Genomic DNA, 24789 nt, shown 5'->3' with positions numbered 1-24789 from the left:
CCCAGCAGAAATCCCCGAAGTGCGACGGCCACGCTCCATGCTTTTTCGTAGGCGATCTGGCGGTGCGAGAGGAACACCATGCGCGATGTCTTCACGATCATCACTGAGCGAGTTCTCCATGACTGCGGCGGGGAGCCCATCTGCGCGCATGTCGGCGACGTTCAAGTGTGTGCCATCAAGAACCATCCCACATATCAGGTGTTGCGCGAGAAAGTTCGACTGGGTCGGTCGAAATCCGTGGCAAGCATGCGCCTCTGGGAGTCGGTAGGGACTTTGGCGAGGGAAGGCGACCAACAGGACCGGGAGAAATGGTTGATGATCCTGTTGGATCTACTGACTCCATACTTTAGGGGGTGGTCGAAAGAGCTGGCACGAAAATGGCATTATGAGGTCTCCGACATCAGGTCTGCGATGGTAGAAGGCGCCCTGGAGGCATGGTTTTCTATGACAGGTGGCACGCCTTCCAATAAACTCCTGGATGCCATGATGACCCGCGCGTTCACCGGCGCTCGCGGCCTGGTGGAGGCCGGAGGCTCGGAGACGAGTGCGACAGTTGCGGAGTATTGGTTTGCTGGTGCTGCGCATGAGGAGGATTCCACGCTGCGCGCATCGTCAATCATCGATGCCGGGACGGTGCAGCATCCGGATGCCGACGAGAGAATTCGTGGTGAGCGCACAGGGGCCCTACTGCAGCGAATGGGAGCCATGGGTCACACCAAGATCCTTCACGGCAAACTCCGCAGTGGTTGCCGTGACGAGGAAGATGCTCCCGCCATTAATCCCGCACAGGTGGGGCGATCCTGGGTGGACGGGAAAAATCTTTACTATCGGATTTCTGATCTCCTGCCGCAATATATCAGTTTCAGTGCGGCGGCCAATGCTCTTGGCCTTTCAGAATCGCAGGCATCAAGAATGGCCGGGAAGGGCTCCCTCCCCTTTAGAGTGCTCTGGATTGGCAATAGCCGGGTCGTTTCAGTCAAGTCGCTTATGCATATCCTGGGCATCCAGGACTCCATCGTGCATCCCGATGATGTGGAGAATGGAGCTTCTCATGCCGTCGGAGAATAGAAAATCGGCGAATCCCTTCGTTGCAAGGTGGACCAGTCCTCCGCTTCGCCAGGCTCGAACGAGCCAGAGCAGTGCCTGACACGGGCGATTGTGGCTCGGCTCTCCGGCTTGGCAGATCTTGTGCTGTCGGCTTGCGTCGGGCATCGCTCGGGGCCGGGGGGTGCTCCGGGACCTGTCCTCGTGCGGCATCCGCGGATCATGAAACTGCAGCTTCGGTCTGCCCGCCCGTGACATGTTCCACGTCTGTCCCGGTGGCCCCTCGTGAAGTCCCAATCGACGTTCATGACTTGGCCGAGCGAAGTCGACGGTTACCCGCTTTGCACGTGTACCCCCTCCTCAGCAGGACGCTGCCTTCTCCCCAGAAGAACTTCGGCTGGTTTCCCGTCGACGACCGCGCCTGGCACGTCCGGGAAGCCCCTCACCAAGCAGGGCAGGCACCGAAACTCGGAAGCGGTCGACCTCGTCGTCGCCGCGACGGCCGAGCTGCAGAGGCCACTCTGCTCTGTCGCGATCACGACTTCGAGTGCATCGCCTCAGTGACCGGTCAGGCCCTCCAGTGGTACGGCCCCGAGCAGGGCAAGCAGATCAGCAATGGTTGCAGTTCTGGTCGCATACACCGGCGTACAGCACCGTTCAAAAGCCCCATCCACCCTGGCTCCACCGCGGGTCAGGACGTTCCCGTACGCCCCAGAACCCCCAGGCGAAGACTTGGAAAGCGTGTTGGGGACAACCCCCACGAGTTCGAATCTCGTGTCCTCCGCGTCCTGTGCGCGAGGGCAGACGATGGCCCGGACGTGCTCGCGTCCGGGCCATCGTGGTGCGTTCCCGGCGGCAGGACGGGCCGGGACCGGGGTGCGGCGGAGGTGGATCACTGAGCTGTTCGACGCGCCGCCGGCAGGGTTGCCCCGTTCCGCGAACGGGCGGGCCCGGGGGTACGGCAGTGGTCTCAGGCTTCGATGTTCTCCAGGTCGTCGAGCAGGCTCGGGTGCTTCGGCTTCCAGCCGAGAGCGGCGCGGGTGTGGGCGCTGGAAGCGGGCTGGTCGGTCGCGAAGATCGGACCGAGGGGACCGAATTTCTCCTGCGGCACCGACTCGACGGGTAGGCCGAGCCGCCGTCCGATGACTGCGGCGATGTCGCGTACCGCGTCGCCTTCGTCGGCGACGGCGTGCCACGAGCTTCCGGCCGGAGCCTTCTCCAGGGCGAGCCGGAACAAGGCGGCGGCGTCGAGCGCGTGAACGGCTGGCCAGCGTTGCGTGCCGTCTCCGGGGTAGCCGGCGATGCCGGTGCGGCGGGCGATGTCGGCGAGCAGCCCGGCGAACCCCCCCTGGCCCTGGTTGTGGACTGTGCGCGGCATCCGTACGGCCGAGGTGCGCACGCGGCGCGTGGCGAGTTCGAGTGTGCGGGCCACGGACCGGCTGCGTCCGCCGACGGGTCCGCTGGTCGGGAGCGGGTCGTCCTCGGTCGATGCGCGTCCCGCAACGGGGGGTGTGCCCGACACGGTGACGAGCGGCCGGTCCGTGCCGACGAGGGTGTCGCCGAGCGTCGCGAGCGCGGCGCCTTCTTCGGCGATGCCTTGTGCGAGTGCGTCGGGCGAGCTGAAGTCGTTGCTGAAGGCGAGGTGGATGACTCCGTCTGCCTGCTCCGCGCCGGTGCGCAGCACCGCGAGGTCGCTGAGTCCTCCACGGAGTACGTCCGCGCCGGCGGCTCGGGCACGTGCCGCAGCGGCGTCGGAACGGGCGAGGGCGGTGACCGAATGGCCTGCGGTGAGCAGTTCGGCGACGACGGCCGAGCCGATCAGGCCCGTTCCGCCGGTGATGAAGACGCGCATGGCGAGCTCCAAGACGTGATGCGACTGATGTCTCATCACCGTACACCGTGATGCGACACGTGTCGCATCGTCTAGGCTGATCCCATGCCGAGATGGAAGCCGGATTCGCGCCAGCGCCTGGTCGTGGCGGCGCTCGGCCTGTTCGCCGAGCAGGGCTACGACGACACGACGGTTGCCCAGATCTCCGAACGTGCGGGGCTCACCCGGAGCACGTTCTTCCGCCACTTCGCGGACAAGCGGGAGATCCTCACGGCGGGGCAGAAGGCCCTGAGCCGCCTGCTGGCCGAGGGCATCGACACCGCTCCGGCGGACGCGACACCGATGATGGCCGTCGCGGCCGGCCTGGAGCGCGCGTCGGGCGAGATGACATCGTTCAACCGCGAACTCGGCCCGCTGCTGCGCGCGGCGATCGAGGCGAACGAGGAACTGCGGAATCGCGAAGCCCTGAAGAGCATCGGCATGGCCGCGGCGATGGTCGATGCGCTGAAGCGACGGGATGTCGCAGAACCCGCGGCGCAGGTGGCCGCCGAAATCGGCGTGCTCGCCTTCAAGCGCGGATACGCCCGCTGGGCCGACCCCGCCCGTGACGAGGACCCCGGCGAGTTGGTGACCCACACGCGGGCCGCATTCGACGAACTCCGCGCGGCGACCGCAGAGCTTCACTAGCGGCAGCCGCCGCTCTCCTGGCCCGGCTCGCCTGACTGCCGTCTTCGCGGTGGCGTTGACGGTGTGCGTGGCCGCGTTCCGCGGGTACGAGGCGGTTGGCGTGAAACCGGCGGCCCGGCATGCCACTTGAGGCGTCGCTACAGCCGCCAGGAGTTCTCGGGGTCGTCCAGCCAGCCGCGCTGGCCCTCGCGGGTGACCGTCAGGCCGAAGCGCTCGGGGGACGGGCGGCCCTCGCCCGTCCACCAGTGCCAAGCCGCCTCGACCTCGTCCCACAGACGGCGCGGCCCCGACTGGTACACGGTGGACTCGTGGGCGCCGCGCCGGAACAGAACCGCCGCCCAGGAGCGGTCGGTCAGCCCGTACCACCACACGCTGTGGTCGCCGTCGCGCTCGTCGGCCGCCCAGGCGCAGTCCGGGACCCTCAGCCCGGCGGCGAAGGCGAACGGGCCGAAGCGGTCTGCGAAGCCGTCCGCGGCGGTGAGGGTGGTTGTGGTGGCCGTGGCGTCGCCGGGGAAGCCGCCCGGCAGGTAGGCCGAGTGCGGTGGTCGCACCAGGCGTTGGGCACGGGCCGCTGCGCGATCCGCGCCCGCGCCATCGCCGAGGGGGATCCGTGCGTGCGCACCACGTACGAGTTCCTGGCGGACCGCCAGCCGGTGCAGCTCTCGGAGAGCTGGGAGCCGATGGCGATCACCGGTGACACGCCCATCGTGCTACCGGAGTTGGGGCCGCTGGCGGGCAAGGGCGTGGTGGAGCGGATGCGGAGCATCGGCATCGAGGTGGAGACCGCGCTGGAGGTGCCCCGGCCGGGGCGGGCGACGGTGGCGGAGGCCGCGTTGCTGGGTGTCGCCCCCGGTGATCTGCTGCTGCACATCGAGCGGACCTACTACGCGACGGACGGGCGCGCCGTCGAGACGGCGGACATCACCGTGCCGGATGTGCGGTGGGAGATCGCCTACGAGATCGACATCCGTCACGGTTAGCCCGCTCGGCCGGGGCGGCCCGGCTCCCCCGGTGAGAACCGGGCGGGCACCCGGTGCCGTTCGGGTATCGTTGCCGTCCCCAGCAGGCACGCGACCGAGGAGGTGGGACCCATTACCGCTGTAGCGGGCCGGGTGCCCTCGTTCCACGGCTGTACGGCTCACCTGGTGTAGGTGGGACCGGAGGGCGCCCTTCGTCGTTCGAAAGGCTCCCATGTCGCGTTGCGCGTCATCTCTTGATAAACCCGTCATCGTCAGCAGGCTTCGGGCCGCCGGTTGTGTCTTCGCCGAGGACGAGGCGGGGTTGCTCATCTCCACGGCAGGGACTCCGGCCGAACTCGCCGCCATGGTGGAGCGGCGGGTTGCCGGCCTGCCGCTCGAACACGTCCTGGGTTGGGCGGAGTTCTGCGGGCTGCGTATAGGCGTGGACCCCGGGGTGTTCGTACCGCGCCGCCGCACCGAGTTCCTCGCGCGTGAGGCGGTGAGGGTGGCCGCCGGGCGGACCGTGGTGGACCTTTGCTGCGGTTCCGGCGCGGTGGGCGCGGCGGTGGCCGCCGCCGTGGCCGGGGTCGAGCTGCACGCCGCCGACATCGATCCGGCGGCGGTGCGGTGTGCGCGGCGCAATGTCGCCAGCGCGGGCGGGCGGGTGTACGAGGGCGACCTGTACGAGCCGCTGCCCGCCGCGCTGCGGGGGCACGTTGACGTACTGGTGGCCAACGTGCCCTATGTGCCGACTGGCGCGATCGGGCTGTTGCCGCCCGAGGCCCGTGAGCACGAGCCACGGGTGGCACTCGACGGGGGCGCGGACGGTCTGGCGGTCCAGCGCCGGGTGGCCGCCGCCGCACCGGGGTGGCTGGCGCCGGGCGGCCACCTGCTGATCGAGACCAGCGAACGCCAGGCTCCGCGCACCGCCGAGGCGTTCACCGCGGCGGGGCTCACGGTCCGGGTGACGAGTTGCGAGGACCTGGGCGCAACGGTTGTGATCGGCACGAGTCCGACGAAGTCCTGACCTGCGGACCGTGGGCGCCGGGGCTCGCCCAGCGGGGCCCGGGGGGGCGCGTCCCCGGAAACGGGGCGCCGGGGGCGTGCCCCCGGAAAGACGTCGCGCGACAGCAGGTTTGGGGGCCTCACCCCTGGAAAATCGTTGTTGCGGCGTGCTGTAACAACGAAATCACGTGACTCTCACATGCCTCACATCTCGGTCTCAGCGCGTCGGGTGATCGTTTGGTTACGCACGAAGAACAGGGACGTGAGGTGTCGGTCATGCGCAGTTCCAGGCGAGCACGCCATAGCAAGCCCAGCCGTATCAGGCCCTTGTCATGGGCCGTTGCGACGGTCGTGGCCTGTACGTTCGCGACTGGCGGTGGCATCGCCACCGCCAGTCAGCTTGCTGACCCGAAGATCACTGCGGCCGATGCGGCCGACGCCACCCCGCTGTCCGCCGTCGGCGCGGACCCCGGTGTCTCCCACGCCGTGCCGGTCTCCCAGATAGATCCGCGGATCGGGGCGGTGTTCAGCGGCGGCCTGAACGGGTCGCACTACTGCACCGCCAGCGTGGTGAACAGCCCTGGCGGGAACGTGATCGTGACCGCGGCGCACTGCCTGGGGTCGATGTCGGACGTGTTCGTCCCGGGCTACCACGACGGGAAGGCCCCGTACGGCGTCTGGCGGTTGCGGCGCATCGTGGTCGACTCGCAGTGGTCGACCGGTTCCGACCAGGACCACGATGTGGCGTTCGCGGTGGTGGAGCCGTTGAACGGCCGCAACATCCAGTCGGTGGTGGGTGGTTACCCGCTGGGGATCGGACAGGGGGCGGACTCCCCGGTCACGATCACCGGTTACCCGGAGACCACGCAGACGCCCATCACCTGCACCAACCGTGTCTCCGCCTACAGCAGCACCCAACTGCGGATCTACTGCACCGGTTTCACCGGTGGCACCAGCGGCAGCCCCTGGGTCAACGCCTCCGGTCAGGTGATCGGTGTCATCGGCGGCTACCAGCGGGGCGGCAACACCGCCGACGTCTCCTACAGCGTGGCCTTCGGCCAGAGCGTCAAGTCCCTGTACGACCAGGCGGTCTCGGCCTGACGCCCGGCGTGGTGGTGACCCCCCGAGCCGGGTGCGCGGGCCGGTCCTCAGGCCGAGGGACCGGCCGTTGCCGAGGGGTTGCCGTGCTGGGGGAGTAGGGGGCGGCAGGTCTGGTAGGCCTTGGCGGTCTTGGGGTCCGCCGTGTTGAGCGCCCCCGGGCCGTGCCCACCGACGCTCACGCCGTGGTCCTTCATACAACTGGTGAACGCCTGCATCGCGCTGCCGCCCATGCCGCCGCGACCGCCGAACCGCGGGCGCAGGCTCGCGCAGGCCTGCATCGCCCGCTGCCGGGCGGGATCGGCCGACGCCCCGCCGCCGAAGCCGCCACCCGGCCGACCGCTCGGCCTGCCGCTCGGGCGGGCCGGAACGGTGACGCCGTGCTGGGAGAGGCACTGCCGGTAGGCGGCCATCTGCTGCGGCCCCGCGGACGCCGAGGCAGAAGGGGAGGCCCCGGCCTGGGCGTTCGACGTGCCCGATGAGTTCGAGCAGCCAGCCAGCAGCAGTGCGCAAGAGGCGAGTACGGCGGCGGCCGCGGCGGCCCGCGACGTGGTGGACCCGAGCATGGCCGGTGGCTCCTCGATGCGGTGGAGGTGGACGTTGGTCGGACCCGTCCACTCAACCGCATCGGGGTGGGGGGCACCTGGAAGCGATCTGTGAGTTTCCGGGGAGGCCGTGTCGTGCGGATGACCCGGTCAGGGGCGGTTCGCGGTGTCTGTGCCCGCGCCCCGCGATGCACCCGAGGCCCCGTTCCCAGGGAACTCCCAGGTCCTTTCCAGGGATTGGCGGGAGCGGGCGGTCAGGATGCCCGTCATGAAGGTGCTTCCACGGCGGCGAAGGGCCGTCCTGATGAACTCGGCGCTCGGCGTGGTGCTCCTCGCAGCCGCCGGTGGTGCCTACGCGGCGGTGGACGGCGGCGGCAGCGCTCCCGCCCGCACCGGTGCCAGAACGGTGGCGGTCGCCAAGGGCACGGTGCTGGCCACGGTGTCCGGTTCCGGGACGCTGTCCTCGCCCAGTGACGCCGGGCTCAACTTCACCACCGGTGGCCAGCTCACCGAGGTGGACGTCAAGCCGGGCGACAAGGTCACCAAGGGCGAGGTACTCGCCAGGGTCGACGCGACGGCCGCGAAGGAGACGCTCACCGAGGACCAGGCGCAGCTGACGGCGGCACAGGCCAACCTCAGCAAAGTGGAAGAGGGACAGCCGAGTTCGGCCACCGCTGGCTCCGGCACCACGGCCAGGTCCGCCGCCGCGGCGCCCAGCCCGACTCCCTCAGTGGACCCGGCCCAACTCGCACAGGCCCAGGCCCAGGTCACCCAGGCGCAGAACGCGGTGGACGCGGCGCAGCGCGCGGTGGACGGGACCGTGCTGACCGCACCGGTGGGCGGCACGGTCGCCTCGGTGGACGGCAAGGTCGGCCAGACGGTCTCCGGCACCGGCGGAGCGTCGGGGTCCGGCGCCAACTCCGCAGCCAACTCGGCTGCGGGCAACGGCGGTTCCACCACCTCGGCCGTGCCGACCGGGTTCGTGGTGATCACCAACCCCAGTGGAATGCAGGTGACGGCGGACTTCTCCGAGTCCGACGCGCTCAAGGTCAAGCCCGGCCAGGCGGCTACGGTCACCTTGAACGCGGAACCCGGCACCACGCTCAACGCCACCGTGCTGTCGGTCAGTTCGGTTCCGGTGAGCAGCGGCTCCGGCTCCGGCGGCAGCAACTCGGGCAGCGCCGTGCAGTACGCGGCGACGCTCGACATAACCAGCGCCACCGGCGACCTGCGCACCGGGCTGAGCGCCGACATCCAGGTGGTCACCGGTGAGGCGTCCGGCGCGCTGTACGTGCCGACGGCCGCGGTGAGCGGTACGGGCGCCAACCGCACGGTGACCGTGGTCGGTCCGGACGGCTCGACCCAGCGCGTCCCGGTGTCGGTGGGCGTGGAGGGCGACACCGACGACCAGATCACCAGCGGTCTGACCGAGGGCCAGAAGGTGCAGATCGCCGCGGTCTCCTCGACGGGCAGCGGCGGCTTCCCGTCCGGCGCCTTCCCCGGCGGGCTGGGCGGCGGTCTCGGCGGCGGCCGGGGCGGCGGAGGCGGTGGCGCCGGCGGGTTCCGTGCCGGTGGTGGCGGGGGTGGCCGCGGATGACCCCGGCCCTGCGGCTGCGGCGACGCGCGACGCAGCGTCCCGCCGCCCCGGCGCCACGGACCGCGGCGTGCGGTCCGGCACCGGTGATCGAGGTGCGCTCGCTGGTCAAGACGTACGGCCACGGCGACGCGACGGTGCGCGCGCTCCGCGGTCCGCGGGACCCGGACACCGGCGAGCCGTCCGGCGTCGACCTGACGGTCGGCCAGGGGGATCTGGTGGCCGTTATGGGCAGTTCGGGTTCGGGCAAGTCGACGTTGATGAACATCCTCGGCTGCCTGGACGTGCCCACCTCCGGCCGTTACCTGCTCGACGGGCTCGACACCGGCGGCCTGGACGAGCACCAGCTCTCACTGGTCCGCAACCGCAAGATCGGCTTCGTCTTCCAGTCGTTCAACCTGGTGCCGCGCACCCCCGCCCTGGCCCAGGTGGAGCTTCCGCTGGCGTACGCCGGGGTGAGGGCGGCGGAACGCCGCAGCCGGGCGATGGCCGCACTGACCCTGGTCGGGCTGGCCGACAGGATGGACCACCGGCCCAACGAACTCTCCGGTGGGCAGCAGCAACGGGTGGCGGTGGCCCGGGCGTTGGTCACCGCCCCCGCCCTGCTGCTGGCAGACGAACCCACCGGAAACCTGGACAGCCGCAGCACCGAGGACGTGCTGGCCGTCATCGACCGGCTGAACGCCTCCGGACGCACCGTGGTGCTGATCACCCACGAGGACGAGGTGGCCCGGCACGCCAAACGGGTGCTCCGGCTGGTCGACGGCCGCATCGTGTCGGACGTACGGCAGGCGCCCGTGGACGGCCCGCCGCCGGCGCTGCGCGACCCGGCCGCGTTCGCGGCGGGTCGGACCGGAGGCGAGCGGTGAACCCGTACCAGACGCTGCGGTTCGCACTGGGCGGCCTCGCGGCGAACAAGGTGCGCTCCGGGCTGACCATGCTCGGGGTGCTGATCGGCGTGGCGGCGGTGATCCTGCTGCTGGCGGTGGGCAACGGCTCCTCGCAGGCGGTGAGGGACTCGATCGAGAAGCTGGGCACCAACGCCCTCACCGTCTCCCCGGGCAGTGGCTTCGGCACCGCGAGGACCGCTACGGCCACCAGGCCGCTGACGGTCGACGACGCCAGGGCGCTCGCCGAACCCGGCCAGGCGCCGGACGTCGAGTCCGTCGCACCGGAGGTCACCACCTCGCAGACCGCGCTGTACCAGGGCACCTCGCACACCGTCGGCCAGGTCGTGGGGACCTATCCGGCGTACTTCGAGGCGTCCAACAGCAAGGTGGCGCAGGGCGACTACTTCAGTGACGACGACGTGCTCAACTCCCGCAAGGTGGCGGTGATCGGCTCGACCACGGCGACCGACCTGTTCGGCACGGTGAGCCCGGTCGGCAAGAAGATCGTGCTCGGCGGCACCCCGTTCACCGTGGTCGGCGAGTTGGCCACCAAGGGCGGCACCGGGTTCCAGGACCCGGACGACGTGGTGATCGCTCCGCTGCCGACGGTGCAGAACGCCTTCACCGGGTTCGGTTCGCTCAACCAGATCCTGGTCGAGGCGAAGTCGGCGTCCGCCACGACGGCGGCGCAGAACGAGATCACCAGCGTGCTGATGGGTCGGCACGGCATCACAGACCCGTCCGCACTGGACTTCCGGGTGAGCAACCAGGCCTCGTTGCTGACCACCCAGGCGTCCACCACCCAGACCTTCACCGTGCTGCTGGGCGCGGTGGCCGCGATCTCGCTGCTGGTCGGCGGGATCGGCATCACCAACATCATGCTGGTGACGGTCACGGAACGGACCCGGGAGATCGGCATCCGCAAGGCGATCGGGGCGCCCAAGGGCGTCATCCTCGGGCAGTTCCTGGCCGAGTCCACGCTGCTGTCGCTGGTCGGCGGCGGCCTCGGGGTGGCGGTCGGCCTGATCGGCGCCCGGTTCACGATCGTCGGCATCAGGCCGGTGGTCATCCCGCAGTCGGTGGTCGGTGCCTTCGCGATCGCGGTGGCGATCGGGCTGTTCTTCGGCGGCTATCCGGCCAACCGCGCCGCGAGCCTGCGGCCCATCGAGGCGCTGCGGCACGAGTGAGAACGCCTGAAGACCTTTCCAACGCGACCGTACGGACAGGGAGAACCGCACATGGACCGCACGTACCTCATGAAGGCCGACGACCAATTCCCCGCCGTGGCCGCGGAGTTGCCGCAGCGGCCGGAGGACATCCTGGCCGAGGCGCCGGACGCGCGGGACATCTCGGCGGAGTTGAGCGCTCCGCCGCGGCGGAGGCTGCCCTGGCTGACGTTGCTGCTGTCCGCCGGTGTGGTGGCGGGGGCGGCCTTCGCCGGTGGCGCGCTGGTGGAGAAGAACCACCTCTCCGGCTCGTCCGGGGCCCTGGCCGCGGGGCGTGGCGGCGGTACGGGACGGGCCTTCGGCGGCCAGGGCGGGGGCGGCCAGGGGGGTGCTGCGGGCGCGGCGTCCGGTTCCGGGACGGCGGTCGGCACGGTGAAGCTGGTGGACGGCGGCACCATCTACCTGACCGACGCCCAGGGCAACACGGTCAGGATCACCACCGGCAGGTCCACTCAGGTCACCGAGGCCAAGAGCGGCAAGGTGTCCGATCTTCAGCCCGGCCAGACGGTGATGGTGCGCGGCAGCCAGGACTCCTCCGGCGACATCACCGCGACGACGGTCACCGAGGGCGGCGGCCAGGGCGGTGGCGGCCGTGGCTTCGGGGGCGGAGGCTTCGGCGGGAGCGGCGGCCAGGGCGGTGGGGCCGGCTTCGGCGGGGGCGGTGGCGGCGGCTGAGGGCGCTCACAGCCGTGAGGCGTACCGTGCGGCAGCCCCACCCCCGAGCACACCAGGGCCGAGGAGACCATGGACGCACCTGAGGCCAGCCTGCTGGTCGTCGACGACGAGCCCAACATCAGGGAGCTGCTCTCCGCCTCGCTGCGCTTCGCCGGGTTCAAGGTCGTCTCCGCGGCCTCGGGCGTGGAGGCGCTGGCGGCGGTCGCCCGCGAACGGCCGGACCTGGTCGTGCTCGACGTGATGCTGCCCGACATGGACGGCTTCGCCGTGGTCCGGCGGCTGCGCGAGGAGTCCGGGCCCGCCCCGGCCCGCGACCGCCTCCCGGTGCTGTTCCTGACCGCCAAGGACGGGGTGGAGGACAAGGTCAGCGGTCTGACCGCGGGCGGGGACGACTACGTCACCAAGCCGTTCAGCCTGGAGGAGCTGATTGCCAGGATCCGCGCCATCCTGCGCCGTACCGGGGAGCCGGCGGACGACCGCAACCTGGCGGTGGGCGACCTGGAGCTCGACCAGCTGGGCCACCAGGTGCTGCGGGCCGGGCGCCCGGTCTCCCTGTCACCCACCGAGTTCAAGCTTCTCGAGTACCTGATGACGAACGCCGGACGGGTGGTGTCCAAGCGGCAGATACTCGACCACGTCTGGGCGTACGACTTCGGCGGCGACCTCAGCATCGTGGAGTCCTACATCTCCTATCTGCGCCGCAAGGTGGACTCGGGGGCGGACGGCGCGCCCAAGCTGATCCACACCGTGCGCGGCATCGGTTACGTGCTGCGCCGCCCGCAGGGCTGAGCCGTGCCGCGGATACGGGTGGCGGGAGTGCTGCGGCGGCTGTCACGTTCGTCCGCGCTGTCGTTGCGCTCCCGGCTGGTGCTGCTCGCCGTCGCGCTGGTCGCGCTCGGACTGGCGGCCAGCGACACCGTCGTACTGGGTTCGGTACAGGCGCAGTTGGTGCGCCGGGTCGACCAGCAGCTGAACCGGTTCGGCGCGCCGCTGGCCCGACGGCTGGCCGTCGAGGGCGCCCCGGTGCCGCGTCCGCCGCGGGGCGGCAGCGCGCGCTCCTGGCTGCCCAGCCAGTACGTGGTGGCCTTCGCCGCCGCCGACGGCTCGATCTCCCAGCAGCTGCGGCTGCCGGTCGCCGCAGATGACCCCGGGCCGCTGTGGCCCCGGCTGGACGCCGCCCAACTGCGGGCGCGGATGGGCAAGCCGTTCGACATGCCGAGCGATCACGGCGGCGGCAGCTGGCGGGTGCTCATCCTGCCGGTGCCGGACGGGGGCGGTACCGCGGCGGTGCCGACCGGCGTGGTGGTGGCCGCCTCGCTGGACGAGGTCTCCTCCACGGTGGCCCAACTCAGCGCCGCCTTCTGGCTGATCGGCGGGGTCGTGGTGGTGCTGCTCGGCCTGGCGGGCTGGTTCGCGGTTCGGGCCGGGCTGCGTCCGCTGCGCCGGATCGAGGCCACCGCCGCCGAGATCGCCGCCGGGCACCCGCTGTCCCACCGCATGCCCGAGGAGTCCCCCCGCACCGAGGTGGGGCGGCTGTCAGGCGCGCTCAACGGCATGTTGGCGCAGATCGAGTCCGCGTTCGCGGCCCGGGCCGAGTCCGAGGACCGGATGCGGCGGTTCGTCGCCGACGCCAGCCATGAGCTGCGCACCCCGCTGGCCGGTATCCGCGGCTTCGCCGAGCTGTACCGGATGGGCGCGCTGCCGGACGAGGCGGACATCAAGCGCACCATGGCCCGCATCGAGAGCGAGGCGGTACGGATGGGCGGCCTGGTCGAGGACCTGCTGACGCTGGCCAGGATGGACGAGCAACGCCCGCTCCAGCTCGCCCCGATGGACCTGCGCACCCTCGCGGCGGACGCCCTGCACGACACCACGGCGCTCGACCCGACCCGGCCGGTCTCACTCACCGGTCCCGGCGGTGCGGACGCGCCGCCCGGTCCCGCGCTGGTGCTCGGCGACGAGGCGCGGCTGCGACAGGTGGTCGCCAACCTCGTCGGCAACGCCGTCGCGCACACCCCGCCGGGGACACCGGTACGTATCGGGGTGGGCACGGCCGGTGGGCACGGTGTACTCGAAGTGGCCGACCACGGACCGGGGTTGACGCCTGAGCAGGCATCGCGGGTCTTCGAGCGGTTCTACCGCGTCGACGCCTCCCGCAGCCGCCAGGAGGGCGGCGGCGCGGGGCTGGGCCTCGCCATAGTCTCGGCCCTGGTCTGCGCCCACCACGGCACCGTCCACCTGGAGACGTCCCCGGGCGGGGGCGCCCTGTTCAGGGTCAGCATTCCCTCCGGGGCGGATTCTTCGGAAACCCGGTGAACGGGGGCCGGGGACAAGCCCCCAGAGACGGCCGCCGCGACGTCGAGCAACTCACACGGCGCGGTTCCGGTGGCGCGGAACCACCGCACCACCGGAACCGTGCCGAAGGCGTCAGCCGCAGCGCAGCAGGCCGGATTCCATCTTCGCGGTGAGGATGCGCCGCACGCTGTCGTCCACGTTGGCGCGGAGTGCCGCGTCGCTGCCGAGGCGGCTCAGGATGGCGTTGGCCATGGGCCCGACCGTGGACGGGTCCACCGTCAGGATCATGTTGCCGCCCGCCGCGAGGAACCGCAGCGCCCGGTCGCCGGCCGGAACCGCGCGCACGGCGGCGGCGTGCCCCAGGTCATCGGATATGACCACGCCGTTGAAGCCCAGGTCGCCGCGGAGCATGTCCCGTATCACCACGGAGGAGAACGCCGCCTGGTTGTGGGGATCGATGAGCGTGTAGATGGCCGACGAGATCATCGTGAACCGCGCCCCGGCCCTGATCCCGTTGCGGAACGTCTCCAGGTTCGGGCTGTTGCGCGCGGTGAGGCCGTCGGTCACGTTCGCCGTGAAGTCGGTGTTGCCGCGCACCTGCCCGAGCCCCGGGAAGTGCTTGATGGTGGCGTCCACCCCGGCCTGCGACAGCCCGCGGATGAACGCGCCGCTCTGCCGGGAGACGGTCGTCGGGTTGTCGCCGTACTCCCGGGACAGCGCGCCGATGGGCGCGTTCTGCGTGCCGATGCTCGCCGGGACCACGTCGACGCTCGGCGCGAGGTCCAGGTTGACCCCGGCGGCGCGCAACTGCCGTCCCCAGACGGCCGCCTGGCTCTGGAGCTGGGACGGCGGCCACTGCCCCTGCACCACCGCGCTCGGCATGGTGGAGAAGCCCGGTCCGGTCAGGATCTGGACCTTGCCGCCCTCCTGGTCGGCGGCGGTGAACAGTTGCACGTTCGTGCCGCCGATCGCCGGTGCCATGGACTGGAGTTGGCCGGTGATGCTCTGGATCTTCTGGGCTCCGCCGTTGCTGTGTCCCATGAGGATGACCGAGCCGACGTCATGCGCGCGCAGCGCGGCGGACTCGGCCGAGGTGATCCCGGAGGTGCTGACGGCGCTCATGAGGAGCTGTCCGACGCGCTGGGCGGCGGACATCTGCGACATGACACGGTCGACGCATCCGGCGGTCTGCGCGGTCTGTTCGGTCGACGCGGCGGTGAGCGGTGGACTGCTGGCGTGCGGCAACTGGGTCACCCCCGGTGTGTTGGCCGGACTTGACCCCAGTGCGCCCGAGGTCGTCGGCGACCCCGGGGTGCTCGGTGCCTGGGGGACGGTGTGGGTGGCCCGGCCGCCGCAGGCGGTGAGCGGCAGGACCACCCCGAGCAGCAGGACGGCGGCGGCCCGCGGCCGACGCGGGCGACTGGGCGAGGGAGTACACGGCACTGGCACGAGGGAGCCCCCTTGCCTTGTCGAAGGTCGGGTCTCGGCGTTCCACCGCCGCACGGCACGGCCGAAGCCTCCTCGGACCGCGTTCATCCGCCCGCGGGGACGCGTTCATCAGCAGGTCCGTCCAGCGGAACACAGAATTTCGGGATTCGCATGCGGAGCCCGGCAGCACTGGCCTGGGGCGCCCAGCGCCAAACATGATCGAGGGGGCGTAACGAGGGAGACATGCGTTGTCTGTGCGCCCTCGTGCGCGTAGGCGTGCGTCCGTACGCCATTGAACGTTGATCTCACCATCCGCTTTTCTCTGAACGCGGACGGTGTTCACGACGGGCTGCCCGGCCCGGTGTGGGGGCCTTCCCGGGTCCGTCATCCAACGGAAGGGCTACAGATGTCGATCGCAGCCGAACCGGGGCAAACGGAAGACCAGACGCGGCTCAGCCTGAGTACCGCGGCGGCGCGGAACCTGGCGACCACCACCAAGTCCAAGCCGCAGATGCAGGGCATCAGTTCGCGCTGGCTGATCCGGATGCTGCCCTGGGTGCAGGTGCACGGCGGCACCTACCGGGTCAACCGCCGCCTGACCTACGCCATCGGCCGCGGCCGGGTGAGCTTCGTCAAGACCGGCGCCGAGGTGCGGGTCGTACCGCCCTCGCTGCGCGAGGTCCCGATGCTGCGCGGCTTCGAGGACACCGAGTTGCTGGAGGAGCTGGCGTCCCGCTTCACCCAACGGGACTTCCAACAGGGCGAGGTGATCGTCGAGGCGGGCCAGCCGATCGACGAGGTCTTCCTGATCGCCCACGGCAAGATCAACAAGATCGGGCGCGGCAAGTACGGCGAGAGCAGCGTCCTGGGCGTGCTGGCGGACGGCGACCACCTCGGTGACGAGGCGCTGCTGCAGGCCGACGCCAACTGGGCGTGTACCGCCAAGGCCGCCACCGCGGGCACCCTGATGGTTCTGCCCTGGCCCGCTTTCCAGAGGCTGGCGGACCGCTCCGAAGAGCTGCGGGCCGCGATCCTCCGGTTCATCGCCGACGCCCAGCAGCCGACGAACAAGCGCGGCGAGGCCGAGATCGAGCTGGCCGCGGGCCATGAGGGCGAGCGCGAACTGCCTGGTACGTACGTGGACTACGAACTCGCCCCGCGCGAGTACGAACTCAGCGTGGCCCAGACCGTGTTGCGGGTGCACAGCAGGGTCGCCGACCTCTACAACGAGCCGATGGACCAGATCGAGCAGCAACTGAGGCTCACCGTCGAGGCGTTGCGTGAACGCCAGGAGTACGAGCTGGTCAACAACCGCGAGTTCGGCCTGCTGCACAACGCCGACAACGACCAGCGGATCCAGACCCATTCGGGGCCGCCCACCCCGGACGACCTGGACGACCTGCTGAGCATGCGGCGCAGCACCAGGTTGCTGCTGGCCCACCCCAGGGCGATCGCCGCGTTCGGTCGGGAGTGCAGCAACCGCGGCATCTACCCGGACAGCGTCGACGTCAACGGCCACCAGGTGCCCTCCTGGCGGGGCGTGCCGATCTTCCCGTGCGGCAAGATCCCGATCGCCGACGGGCACACCACCTCCATCCTGGCGATGCGCACCGGCGAGGACGACCAGGGCGTGATCGGCCTGCATCAGACGGGCATCCCCGACGAGTACGAGCCCAGCCTGAACGTGCGGTTCATGGGCATCAACGACAAGGCCGTCATCTCCTACCTGGTCAGCGCCTACTACTCGGCCGCCGTTCTGGTTCCGGACGCCCTCGGTGTGCTGGAGAACGTCGAGGTCGCCCGCTCCCGGGTGTGACGTCCGGTGGGGTCCACCACTGACGTGCCGTCAGGAACCTGGCCGTGAAGAACTCAAGGAGGAACGGTGTCCCTGCTCTCCCGAGTGTCCGCACCACCGGCCGTACACGACCTGGCGCATCTGGTGGCCGCCGTGCTGGCCAACCCGGAAGGTGCCGCTCCACGGGAGCTGCGCCAGGCGCGGCGGCCCGTACCGGCACCGCAGCCGCTCCGGTTCACCGCGGGTCCCGCCGGCCTGGGCACGTCGGCCGCGCGGATCCTGACGCTGTACACGGCCGGTTCCGCGGCGCACGACGGCGGACCGAGGGTTCGCCATCTGTCCAGCGCGCCAACGGGGCCGGGCACCTCAGCCATGAGGAACCGCCGGGCCTCGACGGTCCCGGAGCTGTACTGTCCGCCCCCGCTGCGCGACGACCCGGCGCTCGGTGACGAGGTCAACGACCGGCTGCTGGAGTGGGCGCGGGAGACAGGCATCTACGCCGGGCGGCTGGACGGTCTACGGGCCGCCGACTTCGGACGGCTGATCATGCTCACCCACCCCGACTCCGACGACCCCGATCGGCTCCTCGCCGCGGCCAAGTGCGCGCTGGCCGAGTGGGCCGTCGACGACCACTACTGCGACGACGAGTCCGCCGGTGCCGCACCGCAACTGCTGGGCGCCCGCCTGGTGGTGGGCTACGCGGCGGTGGACCCCGCCCATCCACCGGTGCGCTACACCCCCGACGTCGAGCGGGCGATGCGGTCCGACCCGGTCCTGGTGGCGCTGCGCTCCGCACTGGAACACCTTGCCCGGTACGCCAGTTGGTCCCAGACAGCCCGGCTGCGGCACGAGATCTGCGCGCTGTTCGTGGCCTTCGACGGGGAGGCGTCCTGGCGCACCGCGGGACGTACCCCGCCGGTCTGGGAGTACCTGGTGGCCCGGCAGTTCAACAGCTTCCTGCCGTGCATCACCATCACCGACGCGGTCGGCGGCTACGAACTGCCGCACGCCGAGTACGCCGAGCCCCGGGTGCGGCGCGCGGTCTCCATGGCCGCCACCGCCAGCACGCTGGTCAACGACCTGTACTCGATGGCCAAGGAGGACGACGACTCCGCGGCCAACTTCAACCTGCCGAAGCTGATCGCCGTGCAGGAGAAGTGCTCCGAGCGGGAGGCGGTCGAGCGCAGCGTCGAGATCCATGACGAACTCGTCCACGCCTTCGAGGCGGAGGCCGCCGCCCTCAGCCTCACCGGTTCCCCCGCGCTGCGCCGCTATCTGGCCGGAGTGTGGGCCTGGCTCGGCGGCAACCGTGAATGGCACAGCGGCACCGCGCGCTACAACGGCGGGGACACCGCCTGAGCGCGGCGCTTTCCGCGACATCAACTCCCCACTTATTCGAAGGAGTTCACCGATGACCACGACCGTGCCCGCCACCCCCGTCCTGCGCACCGCCTTCCAGAGGTCCGTGGCGGCGTACTGGAACGACAACCAGCAGGACCCGGTGAACCTGCGGCTCGGTGATGTCGACGGCCTGTACCACCACCACTACGGCCTGGGCGACTACGACCCGTCGGTCCTCGAAGGGCCGCAGGAGACCCGGGACCAGCGCATCATCGAGGAACTGCACCGGCTGGAGACCGCACAGGCCGATGTCCTCCTCGACCACCTGGGCGCCATCGCACCCACCGACCGGCTGATGGACGCCGGTTCCGGCCGTGGCGGCACCAGCATCATGGCCAACCAGCGCTTCGGCTGCCAGGTGGACGGGGTGACCATCTCCGAGTACCAGGTGGGCTTCGCCAACGAGCAGGCGAAGCGGCGCCAAGTGGCCGACCAGGTCCGGTTCCACTTCCGCAACATGCTGGACACCGGGTTCGACACCGGTTCCCGCCGGGCGATCTGGACCAACGAGACCACCATGTACGTGGACCTGTTCGAGCTGTACGCGGAGTTCTCCCGGCTGCTGGAGCACGGCGGCCGCTATGTGTGCATCACCGGCTGCTACAACGATGTCACCGGTGGCCGCTCCAAGGCGGTCAGCCGCATCGACGAGCACTACACCTGCAACATCCACCCCAGGAGCGAGTACTTCAAGGCGCTCACCGCCAACAACCTGGTGCCGATCAACGTGGTCGACCTGACCGCGCAGACCATCCCCTACTGGGAGCTGCGCGCCAAGTGCTCCGTCGCCACCGGGATCGAGGACCCGTTCCTGACCGCGTACCGCGAAGGCAGCTTCCACTATCTGCTGATCGCCGCCGACCGGATCTGACGGCGGCCTGAACAGGGGCCCGGTTGACGTCAGTCGGGCCCCTGTACAGGGTCGTCGCCGACGGGCGCCAGACGGATCACGACCAGGGCCGCCGCGTCGTCACCGAGGTGGCCGTTGACGTAGCGCTCCAGGTCGGAGCGCAACTCGTGGGCCACGACGGCCGGTTCGGCCGGGGTGTAGTGGGCGAGCCGGGCGAGCAGCGGGTAGAAGGTGCCGGTGGCGTCGCGGGCTTCGAGTACTCCGTCGGTGCACAGCACCAGCAGGTCCCCCTCGCGCAGGTCGATGCGGCGCACGGCGCGTTCCTGGCCCACCAGGTCGGCCAGGCCCAGCGGGACGCCGGGGGCGGCGCACTCCAACTCGTGCACCTCGTCGTCGGCGACCACCAGCGGGGCCACATGGCCGCAGTCGATCAGCCGTACCGCGCCGTCGGCGGCGAACTCGGCGAGCAGCGCGGTGACGAAGCGCTCCTCCTGCCCGGAGCGGACCGCGCGGCGGTTGTGCCGGGTCACCGCCTGCTCCAGCCGGTCCGCCACCATGGCGACGGTCGGCAGGTAGTACCCGGACTCCCGGAACGCGCTGAGCACCGCGGCCCCGGCCTGTATCGCGTCCAGCCCCTTGCCCTGTACGTCGCCGATCAGCAGCCGGGTGCCGTACGGGGACTCCACGGCGTCGTAGATGTCACCGCCGACCAGGGCCTCGGCCTTCGCGGGGGCGTAGAAGCCGTGGATCTCCACGTCCGGGGCGCGCATGGGCAGCGGCTGGAGCAGGGTGCGCTGTAGGACGCGCAGGGTGACCCGGGCCTCCACCAGGGCGCGTTCGCGGCGCAGTCGGTAGCGGCACACGGCGACGCAGATCACCCCGATCACACCGGCGGCGGCGATGGTCAGCCAGTCGCCGAGGGTGTCCCCGTACTTCGGCGAAACACCGTAGAGCAGCGTCAGGGTGAGCATGACCAGCGCGCTGAACGCGGCGGTACGGCGCACCGAGCAGACGCTGGCGGCCAGGCCGGGGACCACCAGCAGCATCACGCTGATCCAGTCCCGCCGGTTGGTGGCCAGATCGAGCCCCACCACCACCGCGGCGAACGCCACCAGCGCGACGGTCGAGAGGGTCTCGTACGGATTCGAGGCCGGCTCGATGGAACGCCTCCGGCGCGGCGGACGGGGTGCCCTGCCCACGCGTGCAGTGTAGGCCGGGCAAGCCCCGGGCCCCCGGGCAGGCGCGTGTTGACCGGCGCGCGCTCGGGACGACTGCCAGCATGGAGGAATGACCGCCACCCTCCGCCTAGCCCAACGGCCAGAGGCCGACGAACTGCTCAGCCGCAGCCCGCTGGCCCTCCTGATCGGCATGCTGCTCGACCAGCAGGTCCCCATGGAGTGGGCGTTCTCCGGCCCGTACACCATCGCGCGGCGGATGGGCACGGACGATCTGGACGCACGGGAGATCGCCGCCCAGGACCCGGAGGCGTTCGCCGCGCTGCTGTCCGAGAAGCCCGCCGTGCACCGCTATCCGGGGGCCATGGCCAAACGGATCCAGCAGCTCTGCCAGTACCTCGTGGAGCACTACGACGGCGACCCCACCAGGATCTGGCGCGACGCCGACAGCGGCCGGGAACTGCTCAGGCGGCTGGGCGAACTGCCGGGCTTCGGCAAGCAGAAGGCACAGATCTTCCTGGCCCTGCTGGGAAAGCAGCTCGGTGTGCGTCCCGAAGGCTGGCGGGAGGCGGCCGGGCCCTACGGCGAGGAGGGCTCGTACCGCTCGGTGGCCGACATCACCGGCCCCGAGACGCTGGACAAGGTCCGCGCCTACAAGCAGGAGGCGAAGCGGGCCGCCAAGAAGGCGTGAGGGCTGCCGGAGGGTTCGAGATCCTCCGGTGCGGCTCCGGTTGTCAGTGCGCCCCGATATCGTCGTAGGCGTGTCGCTCGCTCTGTACCGCCGCTACCGTCCCGAGACCTTCGCCGAGGTCATCGGGCAGGAACACGTCACCGACCCGTTGCAGCAGGCGCTGCGGAACAACCGGGTCAACCACGCGTACCTGTTCAGCGGTCCACGCGGTTGCGGCAAGACGACCAGCGCGCGGATCCTCGCCCGCTGCCTGAACTGCGAGCAGGGGCCGACGCCCACCCCGTGCGGCGAGTGCCAGTCCTGCCGCGACCTGGCGCGCGGCGGCCCGGGCTCCATCGACGTGATCGAGATCGACGCCGCCTCGCACGGTGGTGTGGACGACGCGCGTGACCTGCGGGAGAAGGCGTTCTTCGGGCCCGCGTCCAGCCGCTACAAGATCTACATCATCGACGAGGCGCACATGGTCACCTCGGCGGGGTTCAACGCCCTGCTGAAGGTGGTCGAGGAGCCGCCGGAGCATCTGAAGTTCATCTTCGCGACCACCGAGCCGGAGAAGGTCATCGGCACCATCCGGTCGCGCACCCACCACTACCCGTTCCGCCTGGTGCCGCCCGGCACGCTGCGGGACTACCTGGCGGAGGTCTGCGAGCGCGAGTCGATCCCGGTCGAGGACGGGGTGTTCCCGCTGGTCGTGCGGGCCGGCGCGGGCTCGGTGCGGGACTCGATGTCGGTGATGGACCAACTGCTGGCGGGCGCCGGAGAGGGCGGGGTGACCTATGCGATGGCCACCGCGCTGCTCGGCTACACCGACGGCGCGCTGCTCGACGACATCGTGGACGCCTTCGCGTCGGGCGATGGCGCGGCGGCGTTCGAGGTGGTGGACCGGGTCATCGAGGGCGGCCACGATCCGCGCCGGTTCGTCGCCGACCTGCTGGAGCGGCTGCGTGACCTGGTGATCCTGGCGGCGGTGCCGGACGCGGGGGAGAAGGGCCTGATCGACGCCCCGGTCGACGTGGTGGAGCGGATGGCGGCCCAGGCGTCCGTCTTCGGCGCCGCGGAGCTGAGCCGCGCGGCCGACCTTGTCAACGCCGGACTGACGGAGATGCGGGGCGCCACCTCGCCCCGGCTGCAACTCGAACTGATCTGCGCCCGGGTGCTGCTGCCCGCCGCGTACGGCGACGAGCGTTCGGTCCAGTCCCGGCTGGACCGTCTTGAACGGCAGGCGCTGGCCGGTGGACTGGCGGCGCCCTCGGCCGGTCACGCACCGGTCGGCGATGCGCACGCGGGAGGCGTCTCCTCCGGCCCCGCCGCGGCCCGGGCGGCGGTCCGCCCGGGTGCGGGCGCCGGCCCGGAGGGCGGTACGGGCCCGGCGGGCGCCGGGCCCCAGCCGCCCGCCGCGCCGCAGCCGCAGAGCGCCGCGCCCAGCCCAGTCCCGGCGGCCCCCGCTCCTACTCCCGCCCCGGCTCCGGCCCCCGCTCCCGCTGCGGCGGAACCGGCCGCTCCGCCCGGCGCGTGGCCCTCTGCGGCGCGCCCCCGCCAGGACGACGCGCCCGCTGCCCCCGGCTCCTGGCCGACCGGCACCCAGCCCTCGGCCGAATCGGAACCGCGGCCGAGCACCCCTGCCGCGGGTACCCGCCCCGGCGCCTGGCCCACCGCGACGGCACCGGCCGCCCCCGCCGCCCCCGCAACCCCGGCGCCCGCCCCGCAGCCCGCCGCGGCGGCCCCCGGCGGCGCGCCGGTGGGCGATCCGTCCCGGGTGCGCCAGATGTGGCCGGAGATCCTGGAGGCGGTGAAGAACCGGCGCCGCTTCACCTGGATCCTGCTCAGTCAGAACGCCCAGGTGGTCGGCTTCGACGGCAGCACGCTCCAACTCGGCTTCGCCAACCCCGGCGCCCGCGACAGCTTCGTCAACGGCGGCAGCGACGAGGTGCTGCGGCAGGCCGTCAGCGACGCGCTGGGCCTGCAGTGGAAGATCGAGGCGATCGTCGACCCGTCCGGCGGCGCTGGCGGCCCCGCCCAGGGCGGCGGCCCGGCGTCCTCCGGCGGCTTCGGCGGTTCGGGGGGCGGCGCGCCCGCCGGCCCCTCCGGCGGCGGCTTCGGCAGCGGCCCGCGCCCCGCGGCGCCCGCCCCGGCACCGGCGCGGCCCGCGGCTCCGGCCGGGCCCGAGCCCGTACCACCGGCGCAGTCCGCCGCGCCCGTGCCCGAGGCGCCGCCGCGGGTCGCGATCGAGGACGACATCCCGGAGGAGGACGACCCCGATCTCGACGACACGGCGCTGACCGGGCACGACCTGATCGTGCGTGAGCTGGGCGCCACGGTGATCGAGGAGATCACCAACGAGTGAGCGGGCGTCGGTTCCGCTTCGGCGCCGGCCGTGAAAGCGTGGTGCCGAGGCGGGTATGTGCCGCGCCCCGCCGCCACGCCCGTCCTCCGCACGGCGTAGCGCGCTGCGCCGTTCGAGCACGTAGGCTCGCGCATACGTAATAGGTAGTCGTACGGACGGCAGGAGCGAACCCGTGATCCCCGGTGGTCAGCCGAACATGCAGCAGCTGCTGCAGCAGGCGCAGAAGATGCAGCAGGACCTCGCCGCGGCGCAGGCCGAACTGGCCGAGGCTGAGGTCGAGGGCACCGCGGGCGGCGGTCTGGTGAAGGCGACGGTCAGCGGCGCCGGTGAACTGCGCGGCCTGGTGATCGACCCGAAGGCGGTGGACCCGGAGGACACCGAGACCCTCGCCGACCTGATCCTGGCCGCCGTCCGGGACGGCAACGGCAAGGCGCAGGAGCTGCAGCAGCAGAAGCTCGGCCCGCTCGCCCAGGGCCTGGGCGGCGGCATTCCGGGTCTGCCGTTCTGACCGCGGGCCCGCACAACCGCACACCGTAGAGAGAAGGCGTTCCGTGTACGAAGGCGTGGTCCAGGACCTCATCGACGAACTGGGCAGGCTTCCCGGCGTCGGTCCCAAGAGCGCGCAGCGGATCGCCTTCCACATCCTCCAGGCGGATCCCACGGACGTGCGCAGGCTCGCCCACGCGCTCACCGAGGTCAAGGAGAAGGTGCGGTTCTGCGCGGTCTGCGGCAACGTCGCGCAGAGCGAGCAGTGCCGGGTCTGCCAGGACCCGCGCCGCGACCCCGCGGTGATCTGCGTGGTCGAGGAGCCCAAGGACGTGGTCGCGATCGAGCGGACCCGGGAGTTCCGGGGCCGCTATCACGTGCTCGGTGGCGCGATCAGCCCGATCGAGGGCGTCGGCCCCGATGACCTGCGGATACGGGAGCTGCTGGCCCGGCTCGCGGACGGCACGGTGACCGAGCTGATCCTGGCCACCGACCCGAACCTCGAAGGTGAGGCGACCGCCACCTATCTGGCCCGCATGGTCAAGCCGATGGGCCTGAAGGTGACCCGGCTGGCCAGCGGTCTGCCGGTGGGCGGTGACCTGGAGTACGCGGACGAGGTGACGCTGGGCCGGGCCTTCGAGGGGAGGCGGCTGCTCGATGTGTGATGTCATGCCAGGGAGCGTTCAGCGACGCGTAAGCCCCCCGGGGTCGAGCGGTGCGAGGGACGCGGAACATACTGCTGCCGACGAGGTCACGTTTGGGCGTGCCTT

22 protein-coding genes and 2 pseudogenes are annotated in these 24789 nt (G+C 71.2%); 19 read left to right on the top strand and 5 right to left on the bottom strand.

The features are described 5' to 3' along the window. The first annotated feature begins 78 nt into the window (after nt 1-78). Nucleotides 79-1068, top strand: coding sequence for a hypothetical protein (locus O5O46_RS11495; RefSeq protein ID WP_269855251.1), 990 nt, complete (start codon nt 79-81; stop codon nt 1066-1068). Between the two features lie 368 nt (nt 1069-1436). Continuing rightward, a pseudogene (locus O5O46_RS11490) lies at nt 1437-1649 on the top strand (PIN domain nuclease); the annotation flags it as partial. A 365-nt stretch (nt 1650-2014) separates the two neighbouring features. Here the strand turns inward: O5O46_RS11490 and O5O46_RS11485 are convergent. Continuing rightward, a complete protein-coding gene (locus O5O46_RS11485) occupies nt 2015-2896 on the bottom strand; it encodes an SDR family oxidoreductase (RefSeq protein ID WP_269855250.1) in 882 nt (293 codons plus the stop codon). An 84-nt stretch (nt 2897-2980) separates the two neighbouring features. Here O5O46_RS11485 and O5O46_RS11480 point away from each other — a divergent pair, with 84 nt between their 5' ends. Next, nucleotides 2981-3562 (top strand): TetR/AcrR family transcriptional regulator, encoded by a 582-nt coding sequence (locus tag O5O46_RS11480; protein WP_269855249.1) that lies wholly within the window; start codon nt 2981-2983, stop codon nt 3560-3562. A 137-nt stretch (nt 3563-3699) separates the two neighbouring features. Here the strand turns inward: O5O46_RS11480 and O5O46_RS11475 are convergent, their stop codons facing one another. Continuing rightward, the gene (locus O5O46_RS11475) at nt 3700-4113 is read right to left on the bottom strand and encodes a hypothetical protein (protein ID WP_269855248.1); all 414 of its coding nucleotides are present in this window, start codon (nt 4111-4113) and stop codon (nt 3700-3702) included. Between the two features lie 39 nt (nt 4114-4152). Here O5O46_RS11475 and O5O46_RS11470 point away from each other — a divergent pair. From O5O46_RS11470 to O5O46_RS11460, 3 genes and pseudogenes are all read left to right on the top strand, one after another. Further along, a pseudogene (locus O5O46_RS11470) lies at nt 4153-4542 on the top strand (UTRA domain-containing protein); the annotation flags it as partial. Nucleotides 4543-4753: 211 nt separating this feature from the next. After that, on the top strand, nt 4754-5548 hold the full coding sequence (locus O5O46_RS11465; RefSeq protein WP_269855247.1) for a putative protein N(5)-glutamine methyltransferase: 795 nt from the start codon (nt 4754-4756) through the stop codon (nt 5546-5548). Between the two features lie 305 nt (nt 5549-5853). Beyond that, complete coding sequence (locus tag O5O46_RS11460) at nt 5854-6627, top strand: trypsin-like serine peptidase (protein ID WP_269855246.1); 774 nt, start codon at nt 5854-5856, stop codon at nt 6625-6627. 47 nt (nt 6628-6674) lie between these two features. Here the strand turns inward: O5O46_RS11460 and O5O46_RS11455 are convergent, their stop codons facing one another. Continuing rightward, nucleotides 6675-7190: a hypothetical protein gene (locus tag O5O46_RS11455; RefSeq protein ID WP_269855245.1), complete on the bottom strand. Its 516-nt coding sequence runs from the start codon at nt 7188-7190 to the stop codon at nt 6675-6677. 247 nt (nt 7191-7437) lie between these two features. Between O5O46_RS11455 and O5O46_RS11450 the strand changes: the two genes are divergently transcribed. The 6 genes from O5O46_RS11450 (at nt 7438) to O5O46_RS11425 (ending at nt 13870) form a co-directional block, all read left to right on the top strand. Continuing rightward, entirely contained in the window at nt 7438-8766 is a 1329-nt protein-coding gene (locus tag O5O46_RS11450; protein ID WP_269855244.1) for an efflux RND transporter periplasmic adaptor subunit, read from the top strand. After that, on the top strand, nt 8763-9632 hold the full coding sequence (locus tag O5O46_RS11445; RefSeq protein ID WP_269855243.1) for an ABC transporter ATP-binding protein: 870 nt from the start codon (nt 8763-8765) through the stop codon (nt 9630-9632). Before O5O46_RS11450 ends, O5O46_RS11445 begins: the two co-directional genes overlap by 4 nt. Next, the gene (locus O5O46_RS11440; protein WP_269855242.1) at nt 9629-10840 is read left to right on the top strand and encodes an ABC transporter permease; all 1212 of its coding nucleotides are present in this window, start codon (nt 9629-9631) and stop codon (nt 10838-10840) included. The genes O5O46_RS11445 and O5O46_RS11440 overlap by 4 nt, the downstream gene beginning before the upstream one ends. Before the next feature lie 51 nt (nt 10841-10891). Next, the gene (locus O5O46_RS11435) at nt 10892-11554 is read left to right on the top strand and encodes a DUF5666 domain-containing protein (RefSeq protein WP_269855241.1); all 663 of its coding nucleotides are present in this window, start codon (nt 10892-10894) and stop codon (nt 11552-11554) included. A gap of 69 nt (nt 11555-11623) precedes the next feature. Then, nucleotides 11624-12343, top strand: coding sequence for a response regulator transcription factor (locus O5O46_RS11430; protein WP_269855240.1), 720 nt, complete (start codon nt 11624-11626; stop codon nt 12341-12343). Nucleotides 12344-12346: 3 nt separating this feature from the next. Next, on the top strand, nt 12347-13870 hold the full coding sequence (locus O5O46_RS11425) for a sensor histidine kinase (RefSeq protein WP_269855239.1): 1524 nt from the start codon (nt 12347-12349) through the stop codon (nt 13868-13870). A 111-nt stretch (nt 13871-13981) separates the two neighbouring features. On the opposite strand, the gene O5O46_RS11420 is transcribed toward O5O46_RS11425, so the two are convergent. Next, the gene (locus tag O5O46_RS11420) at nt 13982-15298 is read right to left on the bottom strand and encodes a glycoside hydrolase family 3 N-terminal domain-containing protein (RefSeq protein ID WP_269855238.1); all 1317 of its coding nucleotides are present in this window, start codon (nt 15296-15298) and stop codon (nt 13982-13984) included. Between the two features lie 385 nt (nt 15299-15683). Here O5O46_RS11420 and O5O46_RS11415 point away from each other — a divergent pair, with 385 nt between their 5' ends. The 3 genes from O5O46_RS11415 to O5O46_RS11405 all read left to right on the top strand — a co-directional run bounded on the left by O5O46_RS11415 (nt 15684) and on the right by O5O46_RS11405 (nt 19344). Next, nucleotides 15684-17093 carry a family 2B encapsulin nanocompartment shell protein gene (locus tag O5O46_RS11415; protein ID WP_269855237.1) on the top strand — a complete coding sequence of 470 codons (1410 nt, stop codon included), beginning with the start codon at nt 15684-15686 and terminating at the stop codon, nt 17091-17093. Between the two features lie 66 nt (nt 17094-17159). Continuing rightward, nucleotides 17160-18431, top strand: coding sequence for a family 2 encapsulin nanocompartment cargo protein terpene cyclase (locus tag O5O46_RS11410; protein WP_269855236.1), 1272 nt, complete (start codon nt 17160-17162; stop codon nt 18429-18431). Nucleotides 18432-18483: 52 nt separating this feature from the next. After that, nucleotides 18484-19344, top strand: coding sequence for a geranyl diphosphate 2-C-methyltransferase (locus tag O5O46_RS11405; RefSeq protein WP_269855235.1), 861 nt, complete (start codon nt 18484-18486; stop codon nt 19342-19344). A 29-nt stretch (nt 19345-19373) separates the two neighbouring features. Here the strand turns inward: O5O46_RS11405 and O5O46_RS11400 are convergent, their stop codons facing one another. Continuing rightward, entirely contained in the window at nt 19374-20522 is a 1149-nt protein-coding gene (locus tag O5O46_RS11400; protein ID WP_269855234.1) for a PP2C family protein-serine/threonine phosphatase, read from the bottom strand. 88 nt (nt 20523-20610) lie between these two features. Between O5O46_RS11400 and O5O46_RS11395 the strand changes: the two genes are divergently transcribed. The 4 genes from O5O46_RS11395 to recR all read left to right on the top strand — a co-directional run bounded on the left by O5O46_RS11395 (nt 20611) and on the right by recR (nt 24684). Next, the gene (locus O5O46_RS11395) at nt 20611-21189 is read left to right on the top strand and encodes an HhH-GPD-type base excision DNA repair protein (RefSeq protein WP_269855233.1); all 579 of its coding nucleotides are present in this window, start codon (nt 20611-20613) and stop codon (nt 21187-21189) included. Between the two features lie 70 nt (nt 21190-21259). Beyond that, the gene (locus tag O5O46_RS11390) at nt 21260-23533 is read left to right on the top strand and encodes a DNA polymerase III subunit gamma and tau (RefSeq protein WP_269855232.1); all 2274 of its coding nucleotides are present in this window, start codon (nt 21260-21262) and stop codon (nt 23531-23533) included. Nucleotides 23534-23705: 172 nt separating this feature from the next. Continuing rightward, on the top strand, nt 23706-24041 hold the full coding sequence (locus tag O5O46_RS11385; RefSeq protein ID WP_269855231.1) for a YbaB/EbfC family nucleoid-associated protein: 336 nt from the start codon (nt 23706-23708) through the stop codon (nt 24039-24041). A gap of 43 nt (nt 24042-24084) precedes the next feature. Beyond that, complete coding sequence (recR, locus tag O5O46_RS11380; protein WP_269855230.1) at nt 24085-24684, top strand: recombination mediator RecR; 600 nt, start codon at nt 24085-24087, stop codon at nt 24682-24684. Nucleotides 24685-24789 lie beyond the last annotated feature (105 nt).

The organism is Streptomyces sp. RPT161, from assembly GCF_027533845.1.
GTDB lineage: Bacteria > Actinomycetota > Actinomycetes > Streptomycetales > Streptomycetaceae > Streptantibioticus_A > Streptantibioticus_A silvisoli_A.
This window is presented reverse-complemented; position numbering and strand designations above follow the sequence as displayed.

What these genes read in the sequence shown, in the direction of transcription:
- O5O46_RS11455 (WP_269855245.1), bottom strand. Translation starts at nt 7,190, where the DNA reads ATGCTCGGGTCCACCACGTCGCGGGCCGCCGCGGCCGCCGCCGTACTC.
- O5O46_RS11415 (WP_269855237.1), top strand. Translation starts at nt 15,684, where the DNA reads ATGTCGATCGCAGCCGAACCGGGGCAAACGGAAGACCAGACGCGGCTC.
- O5O46_RS11435 (WP_269855241.1), top strand. Translation starts at nt 10,892, where the DNA reads ATGGACCGCACGTACCTCATGAAGGCCGACGACCAATTCCCCGCCGTG.
- O5O46_RS11395 (WP_269855233.1), top strand. Translation starts at nt 20,611, where the DNA reads ATGACCGCCACCCTCCGCCTAGCCCAACGGCCAGAGGCCGACGAACTG.
- O5O46_RS11430 (WP_269855240.1), top strand. Translation starts at nt 11,624, where the DNA reads ATGGACGCACCTGAGGCCAGCCTGCTGGTCGTCGACGACGAGCCCAAC.
- O5O46_RS11495 (WP_269855251.1), top strand. Translation starts at nt 79, where the DNA reads ATGCGCGATGTCTTCACGATCATCACTGAGCGAGTTCTCCATGACTGC.
- O5O46_RS11450 (WP_269855244.1), top strand. Translation starts at nt 7,438, where the DNA reads ATGAAGGTGCTTCCACGGCGGCGAAGGGCCGTCCTGATGAACTCGGCG.
- O5O46_RS11465 (WP_269855247.1), top strand. Translation starts at nt 4,754, where the DNA reads ATGTCGCGTTGCGCGTCATCTCTTGATAAACCCGTCATCGTCAGCAGG.
- O5O46_RS11480 (WP_269855249.1), top strand. Translation starts at nt 2,981, where the DNA reads ATGCCGAGATGGAAGCCGGATTCGCGCCAGCGCCTGGTCGTGGCGGCG.
- O5O46_RS11405 (WP_269855235.1), top strand. Translation starts at nt 18,484, where the DNA reads ATGACCACGACCGTGCCCGCCACCCCCGTCCTGCGCACCGCCTTCCAG.
- O5O46_RS11445 (WP_269855243.1), top strand. Translation starts at nt 8,763, where the DNA reads ATGACCCCGGCCCTGCGGCTGCGGCGACGCGCGACGCAGCGTCCCGCC.
- O5O46_RS11485 (WP_269855250.1), bottom strand. Translation starts at nt 2,896, where the DNA reads ATGCGCGTCTTCATCACCGGCGGAACGGGCCTGATCGGCTCGGCCGTC.